Source organism: Mailhella massiliensis (assembly GCF_900155525.1).
Taxonomy (GTDB): domain Bacteria; phylum Desulfobacterota; class Desulfovibrionia; order Desulfovibrionales; family Desulfovibrionaceae; genus Mailhella; species Mailhella massiliensis.
On the sequence record NZ_LT706952.1, the window covers coordinates 1220399 to 1243315 of the forward strand.

Annotated in this window: 25 protein-coding genes, 1 other RNA gene and 1 pseudogene; 12 read left to right on the top strand and 15 right to left on the bottom strand. The window is 61.4% G+C overall.

The features are described 5' to 3' along the window. Positions 1 to 31 precede the first annotated feature (31 nt). From hisF to CZ345_RS15785, 3 genes are read right to left on the bottom strand one after another with little or no spacing between them, the layout of a single operon-like run. Entirely contained in the window at positions 32 to 823 is a 792-nt protein-coding gene (gene hisF, locus CZ345_RS15775; protein WP_239446715.1) for an imidazole glycerol phosphate synthase subunit HisF, read from the bottom strand. Beyond that, positions 816 to 1451: an imidazole glycerol phosphate synthase subunit HisH gene (hisH, locus tag CZ345_RS15780; protein ID WP_077074007.1), complete on the bottom strand. Its 636-nt coding sequence runs from the start codon at positions 1449 to 1451 to the stop codon at positions 816 to 818. Before hisH ends, hisF begins: the two co-directional genes overlap by 8 nt. A 30-nt stretch (positions 1452 to 1481) precedes the next feature. Then, positions 1482 to 1661 carry a hypothetical protein gene (locus CZ345_RS15785; protein WP_077074008.1) on the bottom strand — a complete coding sequence of 60 codons (180 nt, stop codon included), beginning with the start codon at positions 1659 to 1661 and terminating at the stop codon, positions 1482 to 1484. Between the two features lie 239 nt (positions 1662 to 1900). Here CZ345_RS15785 and CZ345_RS15790 point away from each other — a divergent pair, with 239 nt between their 5' ends. Beyond that, entirely contained in the window at positions 1901 to 2941 is a 1041-nt protein-coding gene (locus tag CZ345_RS15790) for an aspartate-semialdehyde dehydrogenase (protein ID WP_077074009.1), read from the top strand. Between the two features lie 611 nt (positions 2942 to 3552). Here the strand turns inward: CZ345_RS15790 and hisG are convergent. The 12 genes and pseudogenes from hisG to CZ345_RS15855 form a co-directional block, all read right to left on the bottom strand. After that, positions 3553 to 4458 (bottom strand): ATP phosphoribosyltransferase, encoded by a 906-nt coding sequence (gene hisG, locus CZ345_RS15800; RefSeq protein ID WP_077074011.1) that lies wholly within the window; start codon positions 4456 to 4458, stop codon positions 3553 to 3555. Between the two features lie 11 nt (positions 4459 to 4469). Then, positions 4470 to 4871, bottom strand: coding sequence for a phosphoribosyl-AMP cyclohydrolase (gene hisI, locus CZ345_RS15805; protein WP_077074012.1), 402 nt, complete (start codon positions 4869 to 4871; stop codon positions 4470 to 4472). Positions 4872 to 4940: 69 nt separating this feature from the next. Next, complete coding sequence (rny, locus tag CZ345_RS15810; RefSeq protein ID WP_077074013.1) at positions 4941 to 6503, bottom strand: ribonuclease Y; 1563 nt, start codon at positions 6501 to 6503, stop codon at positions 4941 to 4943. 148 nt (positions 6504 to 6651) lie between these two features. Next, positions 6652 to 6834: non-coding RNA, 6S RNA (ssrS, locus tag CZ345_RS15815), on the bottom strand. A 4-nt stretch (positions 6835 to 6838) separates the two neighbouring features. Further along, a complete protein-coding gene (locus CZ345_RS15820; protein WP_077074014.1) occupies positions 6839 to 7159 on the bottom strand; it encodes a cell division protein ZapA in 321 nt (106 codons plus the stop codon). Between the two features lie 15 nt (positions 7160 to 7174). Continuing rightward, complete coding sequence (locus CZ345_RS15825) at positions 7175 to 7438, bottom strand: hypothetical protein (RefSeq protein WP_077074015.1); 264 nt, start codon at positions 7436 to 7438, stop codon at positions 7175 to 7177. Between the two features lie 707 nt (positions 7439 to 8145). Then, positions 8146 to 8589 (bottom strand): annotated as a pseudogene (gene tnpA / locus CZ345_RS15830) (IS200/IS605 family transposase); the annotation flags it as partial. A 213-nt stretch (positions 8590 to 8802) separates the two neighbouring features. Beyond that, entirely contained in the window at positions 8803 to 9447 is a 645-nt protein-coding gene (locus CZ345_RS15835; protein ID WP_077074016.1) for a redox-sensing transcriptional repressor Rex, read from the bottom strand. Between the two features lie 65 nt (positions 9448 to 9512). After that, a complete protein-coding gene (gene atpE, locus CZ345_RS15840; protein WP_077074017.1) occupies positions 9513 to 9830 on the bottom strand; it encodes an ATP synthase F0 subunit C in 318 nt (105 codons plus the stop codon). A gap of 65 nt (positions 9831 to 9895) precedes the next feature. After that, positions 9896 to 10618, bottom strand: coding sequence for a F0F1 ATP synthase subunit A (gene atpB / locus CZ345_RS15845; RefSeq protein WP_077074018.1), 723 nt, complete (start codon positions 10616 to 10618; stop codon positions 9896 to 9898). A 32-nt stretch (positions 10619 to 10650) separates the two neighbouring features. Beyond that, the gene (locus CZ345_RS15850; RefSeq protein WP_162274992.1) at positions 10651 to 11106 is read right to left on the bottom strand and encodes a hypothetical protein; all 456 of its coding nucleotides are present in this window, start codon (positions 11104 to 11106) and stop codon (positions 10651 to 10653) included. After that, the gene (locus CZ345_RS15855; RefSeq protein WP_077074020.1) at positions 11069 to 11605 is read right to left on the bottom strand and encodes an AtpZ/AtpI family protein; all 537 of its coding nucleotides are present in this window, start codon (positions 11603 to 11605) and stop codon (positions 11069 to 11071) included. The genes CZ345_RS15850 and CZ345_RS15855 overlap by 38 nt, the downstream gene beginning before the upstream one ends. A 171-nt stretch (positions 11606 to 11776) precedes the next feature. Here CZ345_RS15855 and CZ345_RS15860 point away from each other — a divergent pair, with 171 nt between their 5' ends. The 11 genes from CZ345_RS15860 (at position 11777) to CZ345_RS15910 (ending at position 22880) form a co-directional block, all read left to right on the top strand. Continuing rightward, complete coding sequence (locus CZ345_RS15860) at positions 11777 to 12199, top strand: FKBP-type peptidyl-prolyl cis-trans isomerase (RefSeq protein ID WP_077074021.1); 423 nt, start codon at positions 11777 to 11779, stop codon at positions 12197 to 12199. A 70-nt stretch (positions 12200 to 12269) separates the two neighbouring features. Next, the gene (locus tag CZ345_RS15865; RefSeq protein WP_083717544.1) at positions 12270 to 14489 is read left to right on the top strand and encodes a glutamine synthetase III family protein; all 2220 of its coding nucleotides are present in this window, start codon (positions 12270 to 12272) and stop codon (positions 14487 to 14489) included. A 121-nt stretch (positions 14490 to 14610) separates the two neighbouring features. Next, positions 14611 to 15894, top strand: a complete 1284-nt coding sequence (gene purD, locus CZ345_RS15870) for a phosphoribosylamine--glycine ligase (RefSeq protein WP_077074022.1) — start codon at positions 14611 to 14613, stop codon at positions 15892 to 15894. A 76-nt stretch (positions 15895 to 15970) separates the two neighbouring features. Next, positions 15971 to 16465, top strand: coding sequence for a 5-(carboxyamino)imidazole ribonucleotide mutase (gene purE, locus CZ345_RS15875; RefSeq protein WP_077074023.1), 495 nt, complete (start codon positions 15971 to 15973; stop codon positions 16463 to 16465). Between the two features lie 63 nt (positions 16466 to 16528). Beyond that, positions 16529 to 17560 (top strand): alpha-hydroxy-acid oxidizing protein, encoded by a 1032-nt coding sequence (locus CZ345_RS15880; RefSeq protein ID WP_077074024.1) that lies wholly within the window; start codon positions 16529 to 16531, stop codon positions 17558 to 17560. Positions 17561 to 17636: 76 nt separating this feature from the next. Then, the gene (locus tag CZ345_RS15885) at positions 17637 to 18437 is read left to right on the top strand and encodes a sulfite exporter TauE/SafE family protein (protein ID WP_077074025.1); all 801 of its coding nucleotides are present in this window, start codon (positions 17637 to 17639) and stop codon (positions 18435 to 18437) included. Positions 18438 to 18444: 7 nt separating this feature from the next. Then, complete coding sequence (locus CZ345_RS15890; RefSeq protein ID WP_077074026.1) at positions 18445 to 18825, top strand: holo-[acyl-carrier-protein] synthase; 381 nt, start codon at positions 18445 to 18447, stop codon at positions 18823 to 18825. A 75-nt stretch (positions 18826 to 18900) separates the two neighbouring features. Continuing rightward, entirely contained in the window at positions 18901 to 20559 is a 1659-nt protein-coding gene (locus CZ345_RS15895) for a bifunctional ADP-dependent NAD(P)H-hydrate dehydratase/NAD(P)H-hydrate epimerase (protein WP_077074027.1), read from the top strand. Further along, positions 20544 to 21089: a tRNA (adenosine(37)-N6)-threonylcarbamoyltransferase complex ATPase subunit type 1 TsaE gene (gene tsaE, locus CZ345_RS15900; protein WP_077074028.1), complete on the top strand. Its 546-nt coding sequence runs from the start codon at positions 20544 to 20546 to the stop codon at positions 21087 to 21089. The genes CZ345_RS15895 and tsaE overlap by 16 nt, the downstream gene beginning before the upstream one ends. Positions 21090 to 21121: 32 nt before the next feature. Beyond that, on the top strand, positions 21122 to 22327 hold the full coding sequence (locus tag CZ345_RS15905) for an aspartate kinase (RefSeq protein ID WP_077074029.1): 1206 nt from the start codon (positions 21122 to 21124) through the stop codon (positions 22325 to 22327). Between the two features lie 202 nt (positions 22328 to 22529). Next, on the top strand, positions 22530 to 22880 hold the full coding sequence (locus CZ345_RS15910) for a DMT family protein (RefSeq protein ID WP_077074030.1): 351 nt from the start codon (positions 22530 to 22532) through the stop codon (positions 22878 to 22880). Positions 22881 to 22917: the final 37 nt, after the last annotated feature.

Here is a 22917-nt window from a genome sequence, read left to right on the forward strand (position 1 = left end):
CGCAACAATGCGCGCCGGAGGCGGGGCGAAACTATACCTTCCGTACCGGAACTCCGGCCTTTTCCATGTAATCTTTGAGCTCCGCGATGGTGTACTGCCCGTAGTGCACGATGGAGGCCACGAGCGCGGCGGAGGCTCCGCCCGATGTCACGGCATCCACCAGATGTCCGGGCGCACCGGCGCCGCCGGAAGCGATGACGGGAATGGTCACCGCATCGCAGATCATACGGGTGAGCGTAAGCTCGTACCCGTCCCTGGTGCCGTCGGCATCAATGGAATTGACGCACAGTTCGCCGGCCCCGAGCTGCTCGCAGCGGCGGGCCCAGGCCACGGCGTCGATGCCCATGGGCCTGCGGCCGCCGTGTATGACGATTTCATAGCCGGAAGGACACGCCTCGCTCACGTCCACGCGCTTCACGTCCATGCCCACCACCACGGCCTGGGAACCGAAGGCGTCCGCCCCCCGGCTGATGAGCCAGGGATCCTTCACCGCGGCAGAATTCACGGAAACCTTTTCCGCCCCGGCAAGCAGCACGGCGCGCATGTCCTCCACCGAGGAAATGCCTCCGCCCACGGAAAAAGGAATGAAGATATTGCTCGCCACACGCTCCACGACATCGAGAAAAATGCCCCGCGCCTCGCAGGAAGCCGTGATGTCGTAGAAGACGATTTCGTCCGCGCCTTCCTCATAATAGCGGCGCGCGGTTTCCACCGGATCGCCGATGTCCACGTTGCCCTTGAACCTGATGCCCTTGGTCAGACGGCCGTTGCGCACGTCGAGACAGGGAATGAGCCTTTTGCTCAGACGGCTTTTCTCAGACACGGGCGGCCTCCCTGCAGTAGTCGTAAAAATTCGTCAGCAGCCTCAGCCCGGGGCGGCCGCTCTTTTCGGGGTGAAACTGCACGGCCCAGAGTCCGGGGCGGCCGTACACCGCCGTGAACTCGCACCCGTAACTGCTCGTGGCAATGACGAGCTCGGGAGCAGGTTCGGTATAATAGCTGTGCACGAAATAGAAGCGCGCGTCCTTATCCACCCCCTCCAGAAGCACGGAGGGCCGCTTCACCTCCAGCGTGTTCCAGCCCATGTGAGGAATGCGGATGAGTTCGCCGCCGTCCTTCCATTCCGGCAGGAAACGGCGGCAGACGCCGGGCAGAATACCGAGAGCGCGGGTATCGTTCTCCTCGCTGTGTTCCAGAAGAATCTGGCAGCCGAGGCAGATGCCGAGCAGAGGCTTTTGCATGGCCACAACGTCTCGGAGGACCTTGTCCATGCCGGTGGAGGTGAGCTGGGCCATGGCCTGTCCGGCCGCGCCCACGCCGGGGAAGATCACGCCCTCGGCGGCAAGTATGGTCGACGGGTCGGCCGTGATCTCGGCCGGAACGCCCAGAGAACGCAGCGCACGCAGAACGCTGGTCTGGTTTCCCGCCTTGTAGTCGAGAATGGCAAGCATCGGGATGACCTGGGTTGAGGATGGGGGAAACTAAAAACTGATGCCGGTCCGCATCTGACCGCCACCGCCGGAATAACCGCTGCCCGTGCCGAGCACGGTGGTCATGCTGCCGTCGACCTTCACGTCGTCGAGGCGGTCTTCGCTCAGGCAGCCGGCAAGACAGCATACGGACAGGAGCATGATCGCAAACGGGAAAAGGAATATTCTCATATCGCGTCCTCCTGCCGACATCATAACCAAGACGTAAAACATCGCAAGTCCTTCCTCTCCGGGAGGAAGAAAAATGAAGCATCCCTTCAAGTTGCCGATTTTACTTTCACTCTTGGCAAAAACTTAAAGAAAAAGAACGCATGACTTGACATGTGAGCAAGACAGGTGCAAAGATCCGTTTTACAATAATGCAAAACTTGCGATTTTTACGCAGGTTTGGAACAGGAGAGTTTCCCGCCATGAAGAAGTCCCTTAATGTTGCAGTGTGCGGCGCTACCGGCGCCGTCGGCCGCGAGATGCTGAAAACCCTCGCCGAACGCCGTTTCCCCTGCGCTTCCATTACCGCCCTTGCGTCCGCCCGTTCCGCCGGAACCAGAGTTCCCTTCGGAGACGATGAAATCACGGTCAAGGAACTGACGAAGGACTCCTTCAAGGGCATCGATCTCGCCATTTTCTCCGCCGGCGGCAGCGTTTCCACGGAATTTGCGCCTCATGCCGTGGCCTCCGGCTGCGTGGTGGTGGACAACTCCAGCGCCTGGCGCATGGATGAGCGCTGCCCCCTCGTGGTTCCCGAAGTGAACCCCGACGATCTGGAAAAGCACAACGGCATCATCGCCAACCCCAACTGCTCCACCATCCAGATGCTGGTGGCTCTGAAGCCCCTGCACGATGCCGCCGTCATCAAGCGCATCGTGGTGACCACCATGCAGGCCGTGAGCGGAACGGGCAAGAAGGGCATCGACGAACTGGAAACCCAGGTGCGCCGTCTCTTCAACATGCAGGATATCGAACCCAAGGCCTATCCCCATCAGATCGCCTTCAACTGCCTGCCTCACATCGACGTCTTCCAGGAAAACGAATACACCAAGGAAGAAATGAAGATGGTGAACGAAACGCACAAGATGCTCGATCCGAACATCCGCGTGACGGCCACCTGCGTGCGCGTTCCCGTGTTCTTCGGCCATTCCGAATCCGTGAACATCGAAACGGAAAAGAAGCTCACCGCCGCCCAGGCCCGCGTCATTCTCTCGCAGGCTCCCGGAATCCAGGTGCTGGACAACCCCCGCGCCAACCTCTACCCCCTGGCCGTGAACGCCGCCGGTGAGGATGACGTGTTCGTGGGCCGCATCCGCGAAGACGAAAGCTGCGAAAACGCCCTGAACCTGTGGATCGTGGCCGACAACGTGCGCAAGGGCGCGGCTCTCAACGCCGTGCAGATTGCCGAAGAGCTCATGAAGCGGGATCTTGTTTCCGTGGCGAACCCCGGCATGTTCCTGTAAGCTTCTCCCTTACCATGAAAAGGCCGCCGTTTCCTGCGAAACGGCGGCCTTTTTTGCAGCCTTCTGCTCCATGGCGGAGCAGGAATCTCCCCGCATCCATACGCGGACAGACGTTTCCGCAGGATGAAAAAGCCTGCGGTCAGGATGCGCCCGCGGAAACAAGGCCCGCGTTGTCCCGCTTCTGCCGAAAAAACGATGCGCCAGGCTCTGACGGACCATCACCCTTTCCCGGAGGCTTCCGCTCCAAAGCGGCGACGCACATGCCGGGCAGAAAACTTCCCCTGGCGCACCGCAGAAGGCCTGTATGCGGCAAAAAACGGGATCCTGCAGGCCGAAGGAAGGCTCCTTCCGTGCGGCCCCGCCCGGCAGCGCCTCCTTGTGCTCATGAAGGGCCGGTATCGAAGCGCCTTGGTGTTCCGGTACGAAACACACTCTGCCGCCTGCGCCGCATATTCTCCGGCGCCTTCCTTTTTGCCATATGCCGGAGCAAAAGGCCGTCCTGCCCCGGCAGGACTTCCGCAGCACGGAGATAGTTACGGCGGAGTATGCGCAACAAAAAAGGCCGGAGTACGAAAAACACGCACTCCGGCCTTTTTTGTCAAAGAAAAAAACTAGATGACCTTGTTGAGGCTGTATTCCAGAATGCCTTCTGCCCCCAGTTCATGCAGCTGAGGAATAAGGTCGCGCACCACATGGGTATCCACCACGGTTTCCAGAGACACCCAGGCCGGATCGCGCAGCGCGGCCACGGTGGGAGAATTCAGGGCGGGCAGAAGCGCGAGAATGGCGTCCAGACGGGCGGTGGGAGCGTTCATCTTGAGGCAGACAAGGCTTTCCGCACGAAGCGCACCCTGCAGAAGCAGGTCGATCTGCTCGATCTTGCGGCGGCTTTCCGGGTCGTTCCACACGTCGCGGTTGGCGATGAGCACGGTATTGCTGGCCATGACCTCGTCGATGACGCGCAGGCCGTGGGCACGGATGGTGGTTTCCGTTTCCGTCACTTCCACAATGGCGTCTGCCAGGCCTTCCACCACCTTGGCTTCCGTGGCGCCCCAGGAATAGTTGATCTGGACGGGAACGCCCTTTTCCTCGAAGTAACGACGGCTCACGCCCACAAGTTCCGTGGAAATACGCTTGCCTTCAAGGTCGGCCGCGCACTGATAGGGAGAATCCCCGGCCACGGCCAGCACCCAGCGGGCCTTGCGGTTGGAGACCTTGGAATACACGAGATCGGAAATCACCACCACGGGAGCGTCGCTGTCTTCCTTGCCGCCGTAGGAAACGCCGCGTTCCTCCAGCCAGTCCTTACCGGTGAGGGCCACATCCAGAATACCGTTCTGGATGTATTCGGGAATTTCCTGGACTCGGCACAGTCTGGCCGTCAGTTCCGGGTCGTTGATGTCGGGAAAATAGTTGCGGACATGCTTATGGATTTTCCATCCTGCCTTGTCGAAAAGGGCGATGGTGGCTTCTTCCAGAGATCCCTTGGGGATACCGAGCTTGAGCTGAGCTTTCATGCTTTGAGCCTCTACTTCTTATACACTTCTGCAGGATCGAAGACCTGCGGGCAGCAGAGGGATACTTCCCCGCTCCCGGGCGTGATCCGGCGGTAAAAACAGCTTCTTCTGCCGGTATGGCAGGCGGAACCGCCCACCTGCTCGATTTCCAGCACCACGGCGTCGGAATCGCAGTCGAGACGGATGGCCAGCACCTTCTGTACGTTGCCGGAGCTTTCCCCCTTGTGCCACAGCTTCTGGCGGCTGCGGCTCCAGTAATGCGCCTCGCCTGTGGCAAGGGTGGCTTCCCAGGCTTCCCGGTTCATCCAGGCGAGCATGAGCACTTCGCCGGTGGCGGCGTCCTGAGCTATGGCGGCCACAAGGCCTCCGGCTTTGGAAAAATCAGGCGTAAAATCGGAAGGGGCTTGGAACATGGAACGCATCCTTATGGAAAAACGATGAACGCGGCCATGATAAGCCGCGTTCATAACAACGGTATGAAGCTACTTGGCAAAGCCCACGGCGCGGCGTTCGCGGATGACGGTCACGCGGATCTGGCCGGGGTAGGTGAGGTTTTCCTCAATCTTGGCAGAAATGTCCTTGCAGAGCAGATAGGTGCTGTCGTCGTCCACATTGTCGGAATTGACGATGACGCGCAGCTCGCGGCCCGCCTGTATGGCATAGGACTTGGCCACGCCCTCGAAGGAATCGGCAATGTTCTCCAGATCCTCCAGACGCTTGACATAGTTCTCCAGCAGTTCCTTGCGCGCGCCGGGGCGTGCGCCGGAAAGGGAGTCCGCGGCCTGCACCAGCACGGCAAGCGCCGTTTCGGGGTGCACATCCTCGTGATGGGCGGCAATGGCATGTACGATATCCTTGCCTTCGCCGTATTTCTTGGCGATATCCGCGCCGATGAGAGCATGGGAACCTTCCACCTCATGATCCACGGCCTTGCCGATATCGTGCAGCAGGCCCGCGCGCTTGGCGCGCTTGATGTCCATGCCGAGTTCCGCGGCCATCATGCCGCAGAGGGCGGAAACTTCCAGCGAATGCTGCAGCACGTTCTGCGTGAAGCTCGTGCGGTACTTGAGCTGACCGAGCAGACGGATGATGTCGGGATTGATGCCGTGCACGCCCGCGTCGAAGGTGGCCTGTTCGCCCACTTCACGGATCTGCACTTCCAGTTCCTGCTCGCATTTGTGCACGATGTCCTCAATGCGGGCGGGGTGAATGCGGCCGTCCTGAATGAGGCGCTCCAGAGCCATGCGGGCCACCTGACGGCGGATGGGGCTGTAGGCGGAAAGGATGACGGTTTCCGGCGTATCGTCGATGATGAGGTCCACGCCCGTAGCCGCTTCCAGAGCACGGATGTTGCGGCCCTCGCGGCCGATGATGCGGCCCTTCATGTCTTCGCTGGGCAGGGTTACGGCCGTCACCGTCTGCTCGCCCACATAATCGCCGGCATAGCGCTGTATGGCGCAGGCCAGAATTTCCTTGGCCTTGCGGTCCGCCGTCTCCCGGGCTTCCGTCTCGATGACGCGCATCATCTTGGCGGCCTCGTGACGCGTGCGGGACTCTATTTCCTCAAAAAGTCGGGCCTTGGCTTCTTCCGCCGTAAGGCCGGAAACTTCCTGAAGGCGGCGTTCCTGCTCATCCAGCGTAGCCTCGACCTGAAGCTCCTTTTCGGCCAGCACGCGTTCGCGCTGGGTCTGCTCCTTTTCCTGAGCGAGAATGTCGTGCTCCTTCTGCGTGATGCGCTCCATCTTCTCTTCCATGCGGTCGCTGATGTCCTGGAGCTTTTTCTCACGGTTCTTGAGCGCGCGTTCCTGATCCTTGCATTCCGCCTCGAAGGCATGTTTCTGGCTGAAAATCTCGTTCTGCCCCTGAAGGAGGATTTCCTTCTTCTGGGCCTGAGCTTCCTTGCGCGCTTCTTCCACGATGCGCTGGGCCAGTTCGTTGGCCTCGCCGATACGTTTGCTGGTCACATGCCGCTGTATGAAGACGCCGAGGAGCGCGCCGGCCACAAGGCTGACCAGCGCGAAGGCGTAATAAATGATGTCATCCATGGTAGTTCCTGTGATATGTTGACGGGCAACGCCCGATATGATCCGCCCGTGCGCTGGGCACGACGGACTTTGCGCGGCCGGACCGCGCTCCTGAGAGGAGTGTCTGGAAGCCCGCCGAAGAAGGTGGGCAAGATACGAAAGAAGGAAAAAAGAACCCGGGATGCCGTGAAAAGCTGCTGGCACGAGACCTGGTGGTCTCCAAGTGGGCGCCTGTCCGAAACTTCAGGCTGCCTCGCACAAAGCGGGTATGCACACCATTTCGGAGACTGGCTCCCTGCTAACGCTAGTGAGGCCGGCGCAAGCTAGCTCCCCACGCACATCCCAGGGAATATGGGCTACCGGGAAAGAGTTTTCTCCTCTTTTTCGGCGGGTTGCTCCTCCCCACCTTCGCCCGGCGTGTTTTCCTTCAAACTCTGCAGCAGCTCATCAAGCCGGGAATCCGCCCGGCTGGTGCGCTCCCGCAGTTCCAGCAGATCGTCCGCCATGCTGAGAAGCAGCATGGCCATCAACCTGTCTCTGCCGTACTGGCCGCCCTGCGCCTTTACCCTGGCATATCGTTCTTCCACATACTTCCTGGCCTTTTCCACCCTGTCGGGGTCGGCCTCGGTACGGAAGGCGACATGCGTTTCGCAAAGGTCAACCTGATAACTGTGCATGGCGGCCGCCTGCCGTTAGCCGTTCTGCTGCTGTTCCGCGGCAGGAAGCGTGCTCTGGATGCGGCTGATGAGTTCGTCGACTCTGTTGCAGGCCTCATCGCGAACGCTGCGTTCACGGTTGAGCTGCTCCTGAAGCTCCTCGGAGGCCATCTGCCCCAGTTCCAGATCTTCACGGAGACGCTTGCCTTCCTCACGGAGCTGATGATTTTCCTCGCGGAGGCGATCCAGTTCCTGAATGAGGCCATCTATACGCTGAGCCAGCAGATCCAACTTTTCCATAACTCTTCTATCTCCTTGAAGAACCGGGGGCAGAGACGGCAGCCGGTTCAGAGCGTTTTTGTACAAGCCGGATGTATCCGGCCTTTCTTCTCAAAGGCGCAGGAAGCATGGATATGACGGCTATGTTTCCTCTCGCGCCCTTTCCTTATTGATAAGCTATGGAGGCCGGATGAGCAAGTAGATAGAACGCCCATTATCGACAAACTTCGCAGAAAAAACAAAAAAGACCGGTTTACTGCCGTTTCCCGTCCCCGCAAGGCGGCATCTCTGCCGAAGACGGACGGAAAAACGCACAGGAAAAGACGAAACCTCCGCCCGTCAGAGAAAAACCTTGCGGCAGCGCGTGAGAACGGAAAAATCTCATGCGGGCGGGGGGAGGGGGAAGGCGGAAGCCGGGCCGAGAGCCTTTTTCCGAAGGTCGGGTCCGTCCAGCCCTGACGATAAGACGCCCGCGCCGAAAGGCGCATCGCTGCTTCCGGCTGCTTTTCCGCCGCCGTGCAGAACAGGAAACGGAAGTTCGCCGGAGTCAGGACCACCCGTAAAACGGGTGGCTTGACCAGCCCTGTAAGGGCTTGTTACTTACTCGCGCCTTAAGGGCGCCGGCTTGAACTTCTCTGGTCGGCGCCCTGCCTTTTTTTCAACAGTTCAAGCCCCCATGTACTTTGACTCGTAGCCTGCTCCTCAAGGAGCTTTCCCTGCTTTGGACTGAACGGATCCGTATATTCCCTGCACGTCCTCTTATCAAGCATGATATCTTCTCTATCCTGATCCCGTATATATTTCCTGATCGTTGCTTCGTTCAAACCTGCTGTGCTGACGTAATATCCCACGCTCCAGAATCTCCGATTGCCATACCGGTATTTCAGCTGGGAAAATTTATCAAAAATCATCAGTGAACTTTTACCCTTTATATACCCCATAACCGACGATATCGCATACTTTGGCGGTATCATGACAAGCATATGCACATGGTCTATCATCATATGTCCCTCAATAATTTCGATTCCCTTGTAATTACAAAGCTGTCGTATTATTTTTCCTATTTCTTCACGGTATTGCCCGTAAATCACTTTTCTCCTATACTTCGGAGTGAAGACAATATGGTACCTACACAGCCATTTCGTATGTGCCAGATTTTGTTCTTTCGCCATAAAAAAACACCTTTTCGATGTGGACGGGAGCCTGAACAACTCCGTCTTATCGAAAAGGTGTTTTTTTAGGTATAACCATTTTGTGGTCCACCCGCTAAGCGGGTGGTTTTCTGTTTCGGTCGCTTCCGCTCCCTCAACTGCCTAAAGGCCTTAATAAAAAAGCCGCCCGTTTTTGACGGGCGGCTTCGGGCGGCGACGCAGGCGCCGGAAAAATCAACGCTGCTTCGTGGAGATGTTGAACGTCAGAGAGTAAATCTGATGGAAGAAGTTGACGTATTCCACAAACACATGATCGGGCACCGTGATGCGGGCGGCGGAATAGTTCAGAATGCCCTTGATGCCGGCGTCCACAAGCTGGGTGGCCGCGCGCTGTGCGCGTTCCGGCGGAACGGTGATGATGCCGATTTCAATGCCCAGTTCGGGCACCTTTTCCATGAGCGTCTTGGTGCAGTAGACTTCCAGCCCGTAGAGCTTTTCGCCGATTTTGAACGGATCGCAATCGAACGCGCCCACGATGGTGAAGCCGTGCCGACGAAATTCCTGGTAATTGAGCAGAGCCCTGCCCATGTTGCCCACACCCACGAGGGCGGCGCGCCATTCGCGGTTGGCGTTGAGGCAGGCTTTGATGACTTCCAGCAAATAAGACACATAATAGCCTACGCCGCGAACGCCGAATTCGCCGAAGTAGGCAAGATCCTTACGAACCTGAGAGGCGTTCACATCGCACGCCCGGGAAAGGGGTTCGGAAGAAATGACCTGGACGCCATCCTTGTCCATGGCTTCAAGAACCTGAAGATAGGTGGCGAGCCGCTGAATGGTAGCGCGGGGGATATGTTCGTATTTGGGAGTCTGGTTCATGTTTTTTGCCGGTTAAAAGAATAAGGGGCGGAAAGGAATATATCCTCCCCGCCCGATAAATGCAACTACATCTTCACGAAGAGCAGGATGAGCGCCACGAGAAGGGCGTAGATGACCAGAGATTCGATGAAGGCGAGGCCCAGGATGAGGGACTGGGAGATCTTGCCGGAAGCGTCGGGGTTGCGGGCGATGCCTTCGCAGGCGGCCTTGATGGCGGAACCCTGGCCGAGAGCGCCGCCGGTAGCGGCGAGGCCGATGCCGAGGGCGATGCCGGCGGCGGCGAGACCGAAGCTGCTGGAGGCGGAGCCGTCAGCGGCGAAGGCCACGGCGGCAACGGCGAGGAGCATGAGGGTGGTCAGCGTGGAAAGAACGATCTTGCGCATGGTAAAACTCCATTACAATTATGAATGTTGAGGCCGTAAGGCCATTCCCCCGAAGGTGAGCCGGCTTAGTGGGCGTGTTCCACGGATCCCTGGATGTAGATCATGGACAGGATGAACAGGATGAAGGCCTGCAGAACCTTGCCGAGCAGGAACAGGAAGTACATGGGAACCGTGCCGAGGAGCACGCCGATGTAGATGCTCGCGCCGAAGCCGAAGAAGATGATGAGCGTCATTTCCTCGGCGAAGATGTTGCCGAAAAGACGCAGAGACATGGAAAGCGGACGGGCCAGATGGGAAATGACCTCAATGGGGAACATCAGCGGAATCAGCGGCTTGCTGGAACCGGTGAAGTGGTGGATATACCCGAATCCCCAGGTGCGGATGCCCACATAGTTGTAATAGATGAACACGCACAGAGCGATGGAGATGGTGGTGTTCAGGTTCGCGGTGGGAGCGTCGCAGCCGGGCACGAGACCCAGCAGGTTCATGGTGAGCACATAGATGAAGATGGAAACGAGCAGGGGCACGAAACGGCGGCCCTTCTCGCCGAGATTGGTGAGGATGAACTTTTCCAGTCCGTCCACCAGCACCTCGAAGAAAAGCTGAAGTCTGCCGGGAACGGTGCTGATGTTTCTGCGCAGCACAAGCCCGGTGACGAGAAGAATGGCCATGCCGAGCCAGGTGAAGAACACATACTTGGTCTCGATGGTCATGCCCGCGACCGTGATCTCATCCATGTGGAAAACGGTCGAAAGCAGAAGAGGGTGCGCCAGTCCTGATGCAGCCATGGAAACCTCCTGTATGTGCCCTGGCTTATTCGCTACCGGAAAATCAGAGAGACCGGTATGATGATGACCGCCGAGGAAAGCCCCGCCGCAAGAGCGGCCGGACTCGCCTGAAAAACGACTAATGCTATATACACGAAAATTCCGGTAATGAAAAGCCTCAATTGCGTTCTGATGAGCAAACCTTTTTTCACAATGCGTCCGCTCGCTTCACCGCGTCTGTCCTCCTCGGGAATGACCGCGGGCAGGGCGCGCTGGATGAAAAGCGCAAGAGTATAAAAATTCCAAAAGGATAAAAGCGCCATCACCCCGCACCAGAAGACGTTCGCTCCCCATGGAAGCGCGGCGGTTCCCGCCAGAAAAAGCAGCAGGGAAAAGAAAAAAAGATTTCTCACGGCGCACCGGATCGGGGCATGGACGAAGCCCTTCCTCCACAGCCGCCGGTCCGCTTGTTCAATTATGTTCATGTTTCTCCCCGCTGCCGGAAACACCGCGGTCTTTTTTCTCCTCAAGGGCGCGGCGTATGGCTTCCAGAGATTCCTCAAGTTCGTCGAGTTCCCTGTCTCCGGGCGTGGCGGTTCCCGCAAGCACGGACGCCGTGAACGCATCGTCGGCCGGGGCGTCCCGCCCGGCCTCATCGTGCGCGTCATCGGCGGTCAGAGCCTTCCGGTCTTTCCTTTCCTCCCGGAAAGGAACCTTTTCCCGCTCCCGAAGTTCCTTTTCGCGCCGGGCCTTCTCCTCTGCATCCTGCGCGGCGTTCTTCCGTGCAAGATAGCGGGCGTCGATCCATACGTTGCGGAACCCCGCGGCCAGCCCGAGAAGAAGCCCTACGGCCGACCCCACGGGCCAGGAACCGAGCCACTCGTCGACAAGCCAGCCCAGTCCGCCCCCCACCACGGGACCGGAAACCATGTGCAGCCCCATGGTGCTCGCCGTGCCGAGAAGGCTGAACTGTCCCGGCTGCGCGCCGTCTTTCTTTTCGGGTGTCATACCGCAGGCCTCCATCCATTAAATGCGCTTGGAGTTGGACGATCTCTGTGTTAGGTATCGTCCTGTGCCGATGCCGTCAATCGGAAAGCATCTTTCCGGCGCACCGTTCCGTCCGACACGGGAAACGGCACGCGCGCGTCCTTTTTTCAACACTCTTCCCCAGAGGTTCCCATGCCCATTAAACCCGGCGACACTGTTTCTGTCCATTATGTTGGCACCTTGAACGACGGTTCCGAGTTCGACCGTTCCCGCGAAGGCAGCCCCCTGCGCTTCAAGGTCGGCTCCGGCCAGGTCATTCCCGGCTTCGACAAGGCCGTCATGGGCCATGAAGTCGGCGACAAGTTCTCCGTGACCATTCCCGCGGCGGAAGCCTACGGTGCCAGACAGCAGCAGCTTCTCTTCCCCGTGCCCCTGGAACAGGTGCCGCCGACCATCAAGCCGCAGGTGGGCATGATGCTGCACGTTTCCACCGATCAGGGGGAACTGGAAGTGACCATCTGCGAAGTGAACGACAAGCACATCGTACTCGACGCCAACCACCCCATGGCGGGCAAGGACCTCACCTTCGCCCTGGAAGTGGTTTCCATAGACTGACCCGGGGACATCCCCAACGCCGAAAGGCCCGGTTCTCCGGGCCTGTCATCATTTTTTTGAAGGAGTTCGCATGAGTTCCGCCAACGCCAGCCGCAGTCATGCCGTGCTTTCCGTCGCCACGAGACGCCATGACGCGGAATACATAGCGGGGGGCCGCCCCGCAGCGGCCGAAAGCCACACCGATCCCACGGAATATTACGGCTGCAACGTCTTCGACGACAAGGCCATGCGGCGTTACCTGCCCAAGGCCGTGTACAAATCCCTGCGCACCACCATCGACCTCGGCCGTCGCCTCGACCCCGCCGTGGCCGACGTGGTGGCCAACGCCATGAAATCCTGGGCCATGGAACGCGGCGCGGACCATTACACCCATGTCTTCTATCCTCTGACCGGCCTTACCGCGGAAAAGCACGACAGCTTCCTCGATCCCGACGGCAAGGGCGGAGCGCTGGCCCAGTTCAGCGGCAGCGCCCTCGTGCAGGGCGAGGCCGACGGTTCGAGCTTCCCCTCCGGCGGGCTTCGCTCCACCTTCGAGGCTCGCGGCTATACCGCGTGGGACGTGACCAGCCCCGCCTACCTCATGGAAAGCCCCGCGGGCATGGTGCTGTGCATCCCCACGGTGTTCCTTTCCTGGACGGGCATCGCCCTCGACAAAAAGACGCCCATTCTGCGTTCCAACCAGGCTCTGAACCAGCAGGCCGCCCGCGTGCTGCGTCTGTTCGGCATGAATCCCACCATGCCCATCATGTCCAACGGCGGCCTTGAACAGGAATATTTCCTCATCGACGGCACCTTCGTTTCCGCAAGGCCCGACCTGCTCATCGCAGGCCGCGCCCTCTTCGGCGCGCGTCCTCCCAAGGGGCAGGAATTCGAAGACCAGTACTACGGCGTCATTCCGAGCCGCGTGCTCGGCTTCATGGCCGATGTGGAACGCCAGCTCTACCGCCTGGGCATACCGGTGAAGACGCGCCACAACGAAGTGGCCCCCAGCCAGTACGAAATCGCTCCCACCTTCGAGTCGGGCAACCTCGCCTGCGACCACAACCAGCTCATCATGACGGTGCTCAGGAAGACGGCCCGCCGCCACGGCATGTCCTGCCTGCTGCATGAAAAGCCCTTCGACTGCATCAACGGCTCGGGCAAGCACCTCAACTACTCCATAGGCAGCCCGGAAGTGGGCAACCTCTTCGCGCCGGGCGACAACCCCCATGAAAACGCCCAGTTCCTCGTGTTCCTGTGCGCCGTCATCCGCGGCCTGCACCGCCATGCCGGGTTCCTGCGCGCGGTGGTGAGTTCCGCCTCCAACGACAGGCGTCTCGGCGCCAACGAAGCGCCGCCCGCCATCATGTCCCTGTTCCTCGGCGACCAGCTCACCGACGTGCTCGAACAGTTCCGCGTGGGCCAGGTCGTGGGCGCTCAGGGCAAGCGCATGATGAACGTGGGCGTGGACACCCTGCCCCCGCTTCCCGCCGATCCGGGCGACCGCAACCGCACGAGTCCCTTCGCCTTCGTGGGCAACCGCTTCGAATTCCGCGCCCTCGGTTCCTCCATGTCCGCCGCGGACGCCCTCGTGGTGCTCAACACCATGATGGCCGAATCTCTGGACTATGCCGCCACCTTCCTGGAAAACGCCCTGCAGGAGGAACACCTCAGCCTGGGCGAGGCCGTGCAGAAGTTCATCGAGAACGTGATGGAGGAAAACAGCGCCGTCATCTTCAACGGCAACGGCTATTCCGAAATCTGGCAGAAGGAGGCCGAACGCCGCGGTCTGCCCAACTATCCGGCCACGCCCGACGCCGTGCCGGTGTTCTCCTCGCCCGAAGTGGTGGAACTGTGCGAACGCTACCAGGTCTTCTCCCGGCAGGAACTCAAGGCCAGAGAGGACATACAGCTTGAGCAGTATCTGAAGACCGTGCATACCGAAGCCTGCCTCGCCGTGCGCATGGCCCGCACCCAGATCTATCCCGCGGCCGTCCGCTACCGCCAGGAACTCGCCTCCTCCGCCACCGCCTGCACCGCGCTGGGAGTGCCCGCCTCGCTTGACTCCCTCAAGGATCTGGCCGAGGTCATCGGGCATTTCGAGACTTCCCTGCGCACGCTTGAGGAACGCGTGCTCGAGCTCGACTGGTCGCCCTGCGAGGAACATCTGCTCAAGAGTGCGAAACAGTGCCTGCACAGCGTGCTTCCGGCCATGGAAGAGCTGCGTCAGTGGGCCGACAGGCTGGAAAACATGGTGGCCGACGATCTCTGGCCCCTGCCCAGCTATCAGGAAATGCTGTTCATGAAATAGCGCGTTTTCTCCGTCCCCGTCCGGCGCGTTCCGGGCGGGGACGGAACCGGAAAGCCGCCTTTGCACAGTGAGGCTTCCGGCAAACGAGCCTTTGAGAACCATGAATTTAAGGAAGGATAGTATGCGCATACTCATCGTAGGTTCCGGCGGACGAGAACACGCCCTGGCCTGGAAGCTCAGCCAGCGGCCGGACGTGACGGACATCTTCGTTGCTCCCGGCAACGGCGGCACGGCCTCCGTGGCCGTCAACGTGCCCATCAGGGACAGCGACATTCAGGGCCTTGTGGCCTTTGCCAGAGAAAAGGCCGTCGATCTCGTGGTGCCTGGCCCCGAACTTCCCCTCACCCTCGGCATAGTGGACGCCATGCAGGAAGCGGGCATAGCCTGCTTCGGCCCTTCGGCCGCCTGCGCGAAGCTTGAAGGCAGCAAGTCCTTCGCCAAGGAAGTCATGCAGAAGGCGGGCGTGCCCACCGCCGCGGCGGGCGTGTTCACCAGCCGCGCGGATGCCGAGGCCTTTGTGGAAAGGCACGGCGCGCCGCTGGTGGTCAAGGCCGACGGCCTTGCCGCGGGCAAGGGCGTCGTGGTGGCCATGACCATGGAGGAGGTGCACGCCGCCCTCGACCTCATGTTTGAAAACAGCGCCTTCGGCGAAGCGGCCAGCACCGTGCTCATCGAGGAATTTCTGGAAGGGGAGGAAGTTTCCCTCCTCTGCTTCTGCGACGGCAAAACCGCCCTGCCTCTGCCCTCGGCTCAGGATCACAAGGCCGTGTTCGACAACGACAAGGGCCCCAACACCGGCGGCATGGGCGCGTACAGCCCGGCTCCCGTTCTTCCCGACGCCGAACTCTCCGCCATGGCCGACGTGGTGGCGCGCCCCATTCTTGCGGAAATGGCGCGCCGCGGCGCCCCCTTCAAGGGTATTCTGTACGCCGGACTCATGATGACCAAGGACGGCCCCAAGGTGCTGGAATACAACGTGCGCTTCGGCGACCCGGAATGCCAGCCCCTGCTCATGCGCCTGAAAAGCGATCTGGCGGACATCATGCTCCACTGCATCGACGGCACGCTCGACACCGTGAGTCTCGAGATTGAAGAGCGTTCCGCCCTCGGCGTGGTGCTCACGGCCGAAGGCTACCCCGACTCCTACCCCAAGGGTATGCCCATCTCGGGCATAGAAAAGGCCGAAGCTCTGGAAGACGTGCGCGTTTTCCAGGCGGGTACGAAGGCCGGGGAAGGACGCATCCTTGCCAACGGCGGCCGCGTGCTCTGCGTCACCGCCCTCGGAAGCGACCTGAAGCACGCCCAGACGCGCGCCTATGAAGGGCTGGCCCTGCTTGCCATGGAGCACAGCCAGTTCCGCACCGATATCGGCAACAAGGGCCTGAAGAGACTGCATCTCGCCTGAAAGCCCATGTGAACCCCGCGCGGCCCGCCCCAAGGACCGCTGCAATCCGGACTATTCCGGGAAAAGGATATTCGCCATGACTCAAGTCGCTATCTTCATCGGTTCCGCCTCCGACGATCCCGTCGTGCGCGGCTGCGCCGACGTGCTCAAAAAACTCGGCATTTCCTACCGCTACACCGTCACTTCCGCGCACCGCACGCCCGAGCGTACCGAAAAGCTCATGGAAGAGCTGGAAGCGGACGGCTGCAAAGTGTACATCTGCGCCGCCGGCATGGCCGCCCACCTTGCGGGCGCCGTGGCCGCCCGTACCATAAAGCCCGTCATCGGCATTCCGGTGGCCGGTTCCTCCATCGGCGGACTGGATGCGCTGTATGCCACCGTGCAGATGCCCTCCGGCTTCCCCGTAGCCACGGTGGCCCTGAACGGCGCGAAGAACGCCGCCTGGCTGGCCGCCCAGATCATCGCGCTGCACGATGAACGCGTGGCCGCCCTGCTGCGCGCCGAACGCGAAGGCTACAAGGCCGCCGTGGAAAAGGCCGCCGCCGAACTGGAAGCCGCTCACAGGGCCTGATCCGTTTCCGGCGCGCCCGCCGCGCCGGCCCAGAACCGTTCTACCCGTACAGGAGAGACAAGCATGGACGCATCCATCAAACAGCTGGCCCGTGAACGCATGAAGGGCCATTGCCGCGTCTGCCCGCAGTGCGACGGCCGCGTTTGCGCCGGGGAAGTGCCCGGCATGGGAGGACTCGGCACCGGTTCCTCCTTCCGCGCCAATGTGGAGGCTCTGGCCCGCGTGAAGCTGGCCATGCGCTGCCTGCACACCGCGGCCCAGCCCGACACCTCCACCGAAATCCTGGGTCTGAAGCTCGCCCTTCCCCTGCTCGCCGCCCCCATCGGCGGCGTGGCCTTCAACATGGGCGACGCCTCGCAGAATCCCGTGGATGAAGCCGCCTATGCCGAAGCCGTCATCTGCGGTTCCAAAAAGGCCGGCATCATCGGCTGCGGCGGCGACGGCGTGGGTTCCCTCATTCCCGACTGCGCCTTTGCAGCCATCCGCAAGGCGGAAGGCTGGGGCATTCCCTTCATCAAGCCGTGGGAAGGCGATTTTCTGTGGAACAGGCTCGAATCCGCCACCGCCACGGGCTGCCCCGTGGTGGGCATGGACGTGGACGCCGCGGGCCTTGTGACCCTGCGCCTCCAGGGCCGTCCCGTCGCCCCCAAGAGCGCTGAGGAACTTGCCGAAATCGCCCGCTTCGTGCATGAACGCGGCGCGAAGTTCATGATCAAGGGCGTGATGACCGTCATCGACGCCCGCATCGCCATCGACGCCGGTGTCGACGCCATCGTGGTATCCAATCACGGCGGCCGCGTGCTCGACGGCACCCGCGGCGGCGCGGAAGTGCTGCCCGCCATAGCCTCGGCCGTGGGCGACAGAATTCCCGTACTGGCCGACGGCGGCGTGCGCTCCGGCACGGACATGCTCAAGCTCCTCGCCCTCGGTGCGAAGGCCGTGCTCATCGGCCGCCCCTTCTCCGTGGCCGCCATCGGCGGACAGACCGACGGCGTGGCCGCCTATGTGGCCGACATCAGGGGCCAGCTCACCTCGGCCATGGCCCTCACCGGCTGCGCCGACATCGCCTCCATCAACTCCGACATTCTGGCCTAGCGCCTCAGACCGGCCCGGAATACCGGGCCGGTCCCGCCGCTTTCCCGGCAGGAGCATTCCTGCCGCACACGCTGTTATGACCATTCTTCTGCTCTACCTTCTCTGCGGCGCCACCGCAGGCTTTCTCTCCGGGCTCATCGGCATCGGCGGGGGGCTCGTGGTCGTGCCGCTTCTGAACATGATTTTCCGGCTGCAGAGCAACATTGCGCCGGAACTCATCATGCATCTGGCCGTGGGTACGTCGCTCTCCAGCATTCTGTTCACGGCCGTGTCGAGCACGCGTTCTCATGCCCGCATGGGCGGCGTTCTGTGGAAATACGTTCTCGGCCTTTCCCCGGCCATCGTCATCGGCACGCTCTGTGCCTCATGGCTGGCCTCGCGCATGTCCACTTCCGGCCTGCGGGGCTTTTTCGTCGTGTTTCTCGTGTGCATCGCCACGCAGATGCTGCTTGATTTTTATCCGCATCCGCGAAAGACCATGCCCGGCAGGGCCGCTCTTGCGGCGGCGGGCTTCACCATCGGCGGCGTGTCCAGCCTCGTGGGGCTCGGCGGCGGGAGCATGTCCGTGCCTTTTCTGCGCTGGTGCGGCGTGGAGATGCGACAGGCCGTGGGTACCTCTGCCGCCATAAGCTGGCCCATAGCCATATCGGGCACCGTGGGCTTCATCATCGTGGGCTGGGGCGACCCGCTGCTTCCCGCCTGGAGCCTCGGCTACATCAATCTGCCCGCCACGCTGGGCATCGCCTGTTCCAGCGTCTTCTTCGCGCCCCTCGGCGCGAAACTCGCCCATACCCTGCCGGTACCCGTGCTGCGGCGATTCTTTGCCGTGTTTCTCTACGTAACCGCCGGGGAAATGCTCTGGAACATTCTGCACTGAGGACGCCATGATACAAGGCACGGGGTTCGACCTTACGGCTCTGCCGCGCATACGGACCATGCTGGAAAAGTACGGCGAACGCTTTCTTGCCCGCCTGCTCACCGAGAAGGAACGCAGCGCCCTGCCCGCAGCTTCTGCGGCCCGCGTGGCCTACGCGGCGGGAAGATTCGCCGCCAAGGAAGCCGCGGTCAAGGCTCTCGGCACGGGGTTCGCCCACGGTATAGGCATGCATGACGTGGAAATACTCACCCTTGCCTCAGGCCGGCCCGAACTTCATTTTCACGGTGCGGCCAAAGTCAGAGCAGAAGAAATGGGCGTGCGAGCCGTGCACGTTTCCATTTCCCATGAACGCGACGTGGCCGGAGCCGTGGTGATTCTCGAATCATGACCGTTCCTTTTCGCGCAGCTGCCTGCGCGGAGGAGGCAACGGAAAAGCGCGGCCCTGCCGCGCGGAGGAAAACTCATGTTCGTTCCTGTTCCCACACCGGAAGAAATGGCGCGCTGGGATGCCGGGGCCATAGCCTCGGGCCTGGCGGAAGAAACGCTCATGGAAAACGCGGCGCGCGCCGCCATGGACGCGCTGCGCCGTGCCGTGCGGGAGCGGGGGCTCAGACTCGCCTCCTGCCGCGTGCTGCTTGTGGCCGGAAAAGGCAACAACGGGGGCGACGCCTTCTGCATGGCGAGGCATCTTCTGGATGCGGGAGCGCATCCTCTGATTCTGAGCACCCGCTGCGCCGACGACAGACACGGGGCTGCGGGGCACTGGCTGGATGTCGCCCTGCGGCTCGGCGTTCCCTTTCTTCCCGCAGAAGCGTGGGACAAAGCCCTTTCCTTTGCGCCTGACATTCTTGTGGATGCGCTGCTCGGCACGGGATTCCGCGGAGAGCTGAGGGAAAAGGAAAAAGCGCTGGTGGAAAACATGAACGCGCTTTCCGCCCGGCTTGTTTTTGCCGTGGACGTGCCTTCCGGGCTTGACGCGCGCACGGGCCTCCCCTGCCCGGACGCCGTGCGCGCCCACGTCACGGCAACGTTTCAGGCGGCAAAGCCCGGCCTGCTCATGCCCTGGGCCGCAAAGTTCACGGGAGACGTGGAGGTGCTTCCCATCGGCATGCCCCGCGCCGTGGAGGAAACGAACCCGCCCTCCTTCCGCACCTGGCTTGTTCCGGGGCAGAGAGATGAAGACCGCGGCTCTCCCTACAGAGTGGAACACGGAATCTCCCCCCGCATGAAGAGCATTCTCGAAACTCCGGCCCTCCCCATGGAAGAGGGCCCTGCGCACAAGGGAGACGCCGGGCGCGTGCTCATTGCCGGAGGCTGCTCCTCCTATACGGGAGCTCCCTGCCTTGCCGCATGGGCGGCGCTGCGTACGGGTGCAGGCCTTGTCACCGTGGCGGGCCCGGAAGGCGTGCTTGACGTTGCGCGCCATACCATGCCCGCAGTCATCACCCGGGCTCTGGCCGATACGCCGTTCCAGAGCTGGAGCGCGGAACACGCCTCTCCCCTTGCCGAAGCGGCAGAAGGCTGCGGCGCGCTGGTGTTCGGCCCGGGGCTCGGCAGAAGCGAAGGCGCATCCTCGCTTGTGGAAAGGCTGCTGAACATTCCCGGCCTGCCCCCGATGGTGATCGACGCCGACGCGCTCTTTGCCCTGGCGAAAAAGCCGGAACTTCTTTCCCTGCTGCGGCCCTGCGACGTGCTTACGCCGCACCCCGGGGAAGCAGCCTGTCTTCTCGGCATATCCGTCCGTGAGGTGCAGGAAAACCGCTTCTCCGCACTGGAAAAACTTGCCCGCCTGGCTCCTGCCGTATGGGTACTGAAGGGGGAAGGCACGCTCATTGCCGTTCCGGGCGAACCTGCCGTCATTTCTCCGTGGAACGTGCCGCAGCTTGCCGTGGCCGGTTCCGGCGACACTCTTGCCGGCATCATAGGGGCGCTTGCGGCTCGCGGACGGAAGGCCGCACTTGCCGCCACGCTCGGCGTATGGCTGCATGCTCTTTCCGGCATGCTTCTTTGCCGGGAATTTCCCCTGCGCGGCAACGACCCGCGCGACCTTGCGGACGCTCTGCCCCGCGTCGCGCATCTGGCGGGAGAACCCCGCAAGGAGGATATATGCACCTTGTTCTGAAAAGTCCCGAGGACACCATGGAACTCGGAGCCATGCTGGCCCGCGCCATGAGCGCCTCGAGCGTACGCAATCTGTACCTCTTTGCGGATCTCGGCGGAGGCAAGACCACCCTTGCGCGCGGCTTTGTTTCCGCGCTGCCCGGCGGAGACTGCGCCGAGGTGGCGAGCCCCAGCTTCACGCTGTGCAACGTGTACCCCACCCGGCCGGAAGTGCTGCACGCCGATCTGTACCGCCTTTCGGAAGGAGCCTCCCTGCCGGAGGAAATGGAAGAAATGCTGGAAGAAGGCGACCCGTTCCTGCTTCTGGAATGGCCGCAGTATCTTGCTCCCGGCCGACAGGCGGAGGAAAGGCTCGACGTGACTCTCCGCCCCGTGGACGGAGACGGGGCAAAAGCGCTGGACAACAGTGACAAATCATGCAAAGCTTTCCGGCTGGCAAGCATCGAAGCCCGGGGAGAAAAGGCGGCTGCGCTCCTGCAGGGCCTGCGTCCCGCGCTTCAGATGCGTTTTTTGCCTGCTGATGAGGCTTAACCGTTCCTTATCTCCTTTTTTCAGGATGTGCTATGCGTATTCTTGTGCAGAAATTCGGAGGATCTTCCGTCGCCGACCTGGAGTGCATGAAAAAAGTGCGCGCCAAGGTGCTTGCCGCCCTTGAGGAAGGCAACAAGGTGGTGGTGGTCCTCTCCGCCCGTTACGGCCAGACCAACAGCCTGCTGGAAAGGGCCTACCAGTGGTCGGACGAACCTGATCCCGCGGAACTTGACGTTCTGCTTACCACCGGCGAGCAGGAATCGGTGGCGCTGTTTTCCATGCTCCTGCGCGACTCGGGCGTGAAGGCGCGCTCCTTCCTGGGTTTCCAGATTCCCATCGTCACCGACGACGCCTTCGGCAGCGCCCGTATCGACTCCATCAGCGCCGAGACCATCCGCGAAGCCTTCCAGACGTATGATGTGGTGGTCATGGCCGGCTTCCAGGGCCGCACTCCCGACATGCGCCTCACCACGCTGGGGCGCGGCGGTTCCGACACCTCCGCCGTGGCCGTTGCCGCCGCTCTCGGCGAAGGCACCATATGCGATATCTACACCGACGTGGACGGCGTGTACACCACCGATCCGCGCATGTGCAAGGACGCCCACAAGATGGAGCGCATAAGCTACGACGAGATGCTGGAAATGGCCTCCATGGGCGCCAAGGTTCTGCAAATCCGCTCCGTAGAAATCGCCGAAAAATATAATGTTCCTGTCCGGGTGCGTTCCACCTTCTCAAACGATCCGGGCACGCTGGTCACCAAGGAGGACAGTATGATGGAGTCCGTGCTCGTTTCGGGCATTGCATTTGACAAGGATCAGGCCAGGGTCACGCTCCGCGACGTGCATGACCGCCCGGGCTCCGCGGCCGGCATCTTCAGCCCGCTGGGCAACGCAGGCATCGTGGTGGACATGATCATCCAGACGGCCAGCCGCGACGGTGTGACCGACATGGCCTTCACCGTGTCCCGCAAGGACCTTAAGCGTACCCTGGAGGTGCTGGAAAAGGCCGCTCCTTCGTGCAGCAGCATCGAACATTCCTCCAATATCGCCAAGGTCTCCGTGGTGGGAGTGGGTATGCGCAACCACAGCGGCGCCGCCAGCCGCGCCTTCGACGCCCTCTACAAGGCGGGCATCAACCTCATCATGATCAGCACCTCGGAAGTGAAGATTTCCTGCCTGGTGGACGAAGCCGATCTGGAACTGGCGGTGAACGTCCTGCACAAGGAATTCGATCTGTAGTCTCCGGGCCGCGCCCGGCGACATCGTTCATCAAAGGGGAGCATGCTCCCCTTTCTTTTTCGGACAGGCCCCGTCCGTGCCGCGTACGGGCGGGGCAATACGCAAAAACGCAGGCCCCTGTTCCGCCGCGTAAAGCCGTATGCGCCGCCCTTCCGGCACACGGGGCTCCTCCCGTTCCAGGGGCGCACACCGGAGAGCCGCCATGACGCTTCATCTCCCCATTCCTCTCATCACCGTCGTCCTGCTCATAGGCTCCAACATCTTCATGACCTATGCCTGGTACGGACATCTGCGCCACCATTCCCTGACCTTCATCGGCGCCATTCTCGTCAGCTGGGGCATAGCCTTCTTTGAATACTGCCTGCAGGTACCCGCCAACCGCGTGGGGTACGGCTATTTTTCCGCCGCGGAGCTCAAGACCATACAGGAAGTCATTTCCCTGACCATCTTCGGCATCTTCTCCACGGTATACCTCGGAGAAAGCCTCACCTGGAACCATGCCATAGGCTTTGCCCTCATCGTGGCCGGGGCCTTCTTCGTGTTCAAGGGCTGAACCGGGCGGCTCTGCCGGAAACGCCCTTTTCCCCTGA

What these genes read in the sequence shown, in the direction of transcription:
- hisH (WP_077074007.1), bottom strand. Translation starts at nt 1,451, where the DNA reads ATGCTTGCCATTCTCGACTACAAGGCGGGAAACCAGACCAGCGTTCTG.
- CZ345_RS15785 (WP_077074008.1), bottom strand. Translation starts at nt 1,661, where the DNA reads ATGAGAATATTCCTTTTCCCGTTTGCGATCATGCTCCTGTCCGTATGC.
- CZ345_RS15790 (WP_077074009.1), top strand. Translation starts at nt 1,901, where the DNA reads ATGAAGAAGTCCCTTAATGTTGCAGTGTGCGGCGCTACCGGCGCCGTC.
- hisG (WP_077074011.1), bottom strand. Translation starts at nt 4,458, where the DNA reads ATGAAAGCTCAGCTCAAGCTCGGTATCCCCAAGGGATCTCTGGAAGAA.
- hisI (WP_077074012.1), bottom strand. Translation starts at nt 4,871, where the DNA reads ATGTTCCAAGCCCCTTCCGATTTTACGCCTGATTTTTCCAAAGCCGGA.
- rny (WP_077074013.1), bottom strand. Translation starts at nt 6,503, where the DNA reads ATGGATGACATCATTTATTACGCCTTCGCGCTGGTCAGCCTTGTGGCC.
- CZ345_RS15820 (WP_077074014.1), bottom strand. Translation starts at nt 7,159, where the DNA reads ATGCACAGTTATCAGGTTGACCTTTGCGAAACGCATGTCGCCTTCCGT.
- CZ345_RS15825 (WP_077074015.1), bottom strand. Translation starts at nt 7,438, where the DNA reads ATGGAAAAGTTGGATCTGCTGGCTCAGCGTATAGATGGCCTCATTCAG.
- CZ345_RS15835 (WP_077074016.1), bottom strand. Translation starts at nt 9,447, where the DNA reads ATGAACCAGACTCCCAAATACGAACATATCCCCCGCGCTACCATTCAG.
- atpE (WP_077074017.1), bottom strand. Translation starts at nt 9,830, where the DNA reads ATGCGCAAGATCGTTCTTTCCACGCTGACCACCCTCATGCTCCTCGCC.
- atpB (WP_077074018.1), bottom strand. Translation starts at nt 10,618, where the DNA reads ATGGCTGCATCAGGACTGGCGCACCCTCTTCTGCTTTCGACCGTTTTC.
- CZ345_RS15855 (WP_077074020.1), bottom strand. Translation starts at nt 11,605, where the DNA reads ATGACACCCGAAAAGAAAGACGGCGCGCAGCCGGGACAGTTCAGCCTT.
- CZ345_RS15860 (WP_077074021.1), top strand. Translation starts at nt 11,777, where the DNA reads ATGCCCATTAAACCCGGCGACACTGTTTCTGTCCATTATGTTGGCACC.
- CZ345_RS15865 (WP_083717544.1), top strand. Translation starts at nt 12,270, where the DNA reads ATGAGTTCCGCCAACGCCAGCCGCAGTCATGCCGTGCTTTCCGTCGCC.
- purD (WP_077074022.1), top strand. Translation starts at nt 14,611, where the DNA reads ATGCGCATACTCATCGTAGGTTCCGGCGGACGAGAACACGCCCTGGCC.
- purE (WP_077074023.1), top strand. Translation starts at nt 15,971, where the DNA reads ATGACTCAAGTCGCTATCTTCATCGGTTCCGCCTCCGACGATCCCGTC.
- CZ345_RS15880 (WP_077074024.1), top strand. Translation starts at nt 16,529, where the DNA reads ATGGACGCATCCATCAAACAGCTGGCCCGTGAACGCATGAAGGGCCAT.
- CZ345_RS15885 (WP_077074025.1), top strand. Translation starts at nt 17,637, where the DNA reads ATGACCATTCTTCTGCTCTACCTTCTCTGCGGCGCCACCGCAGGCTTT.
- CZ345_RS15890 (WP_077074026.1), top strand. Translation starts at nt 18,445, where the DNA reads ATGATACAAGGCACGGGGTTCGACCTTACGGCTCTGCCGCGCATACGG.
- CZ345_RS15895 (WP_077074027.1), top strand. Translation starts at nt 18,901, where the DNA reads ATGTTCGTTCCTGTTCCCACACCGGAAGAAATGGCGCGCTGGGATGCC.
- tsaE (WP_077074028.1), top strand. Translation starts at nt 20,544, where the DNA reads ATGCACCTTGTTCTGAAAAGTCCCGAGGACACCATGGAACTCGGAGCC.
- CZ345_RS15905 (WP_077074029.1), top strand. Translation starts at nt 21,122, where the DNA reads ATGCGTATTCTTGTGCAGAAATTCGGAGGATCTTCCGTCGCCGACCTG.
- CZ345_RS15910 (WP_077074030.1), top strand. Translation starts at nt 22,530, where the DNA reads ATGACGCTTCATCTCCCCATTCCTCTCATCACCGTCGTCCTGCTCATA.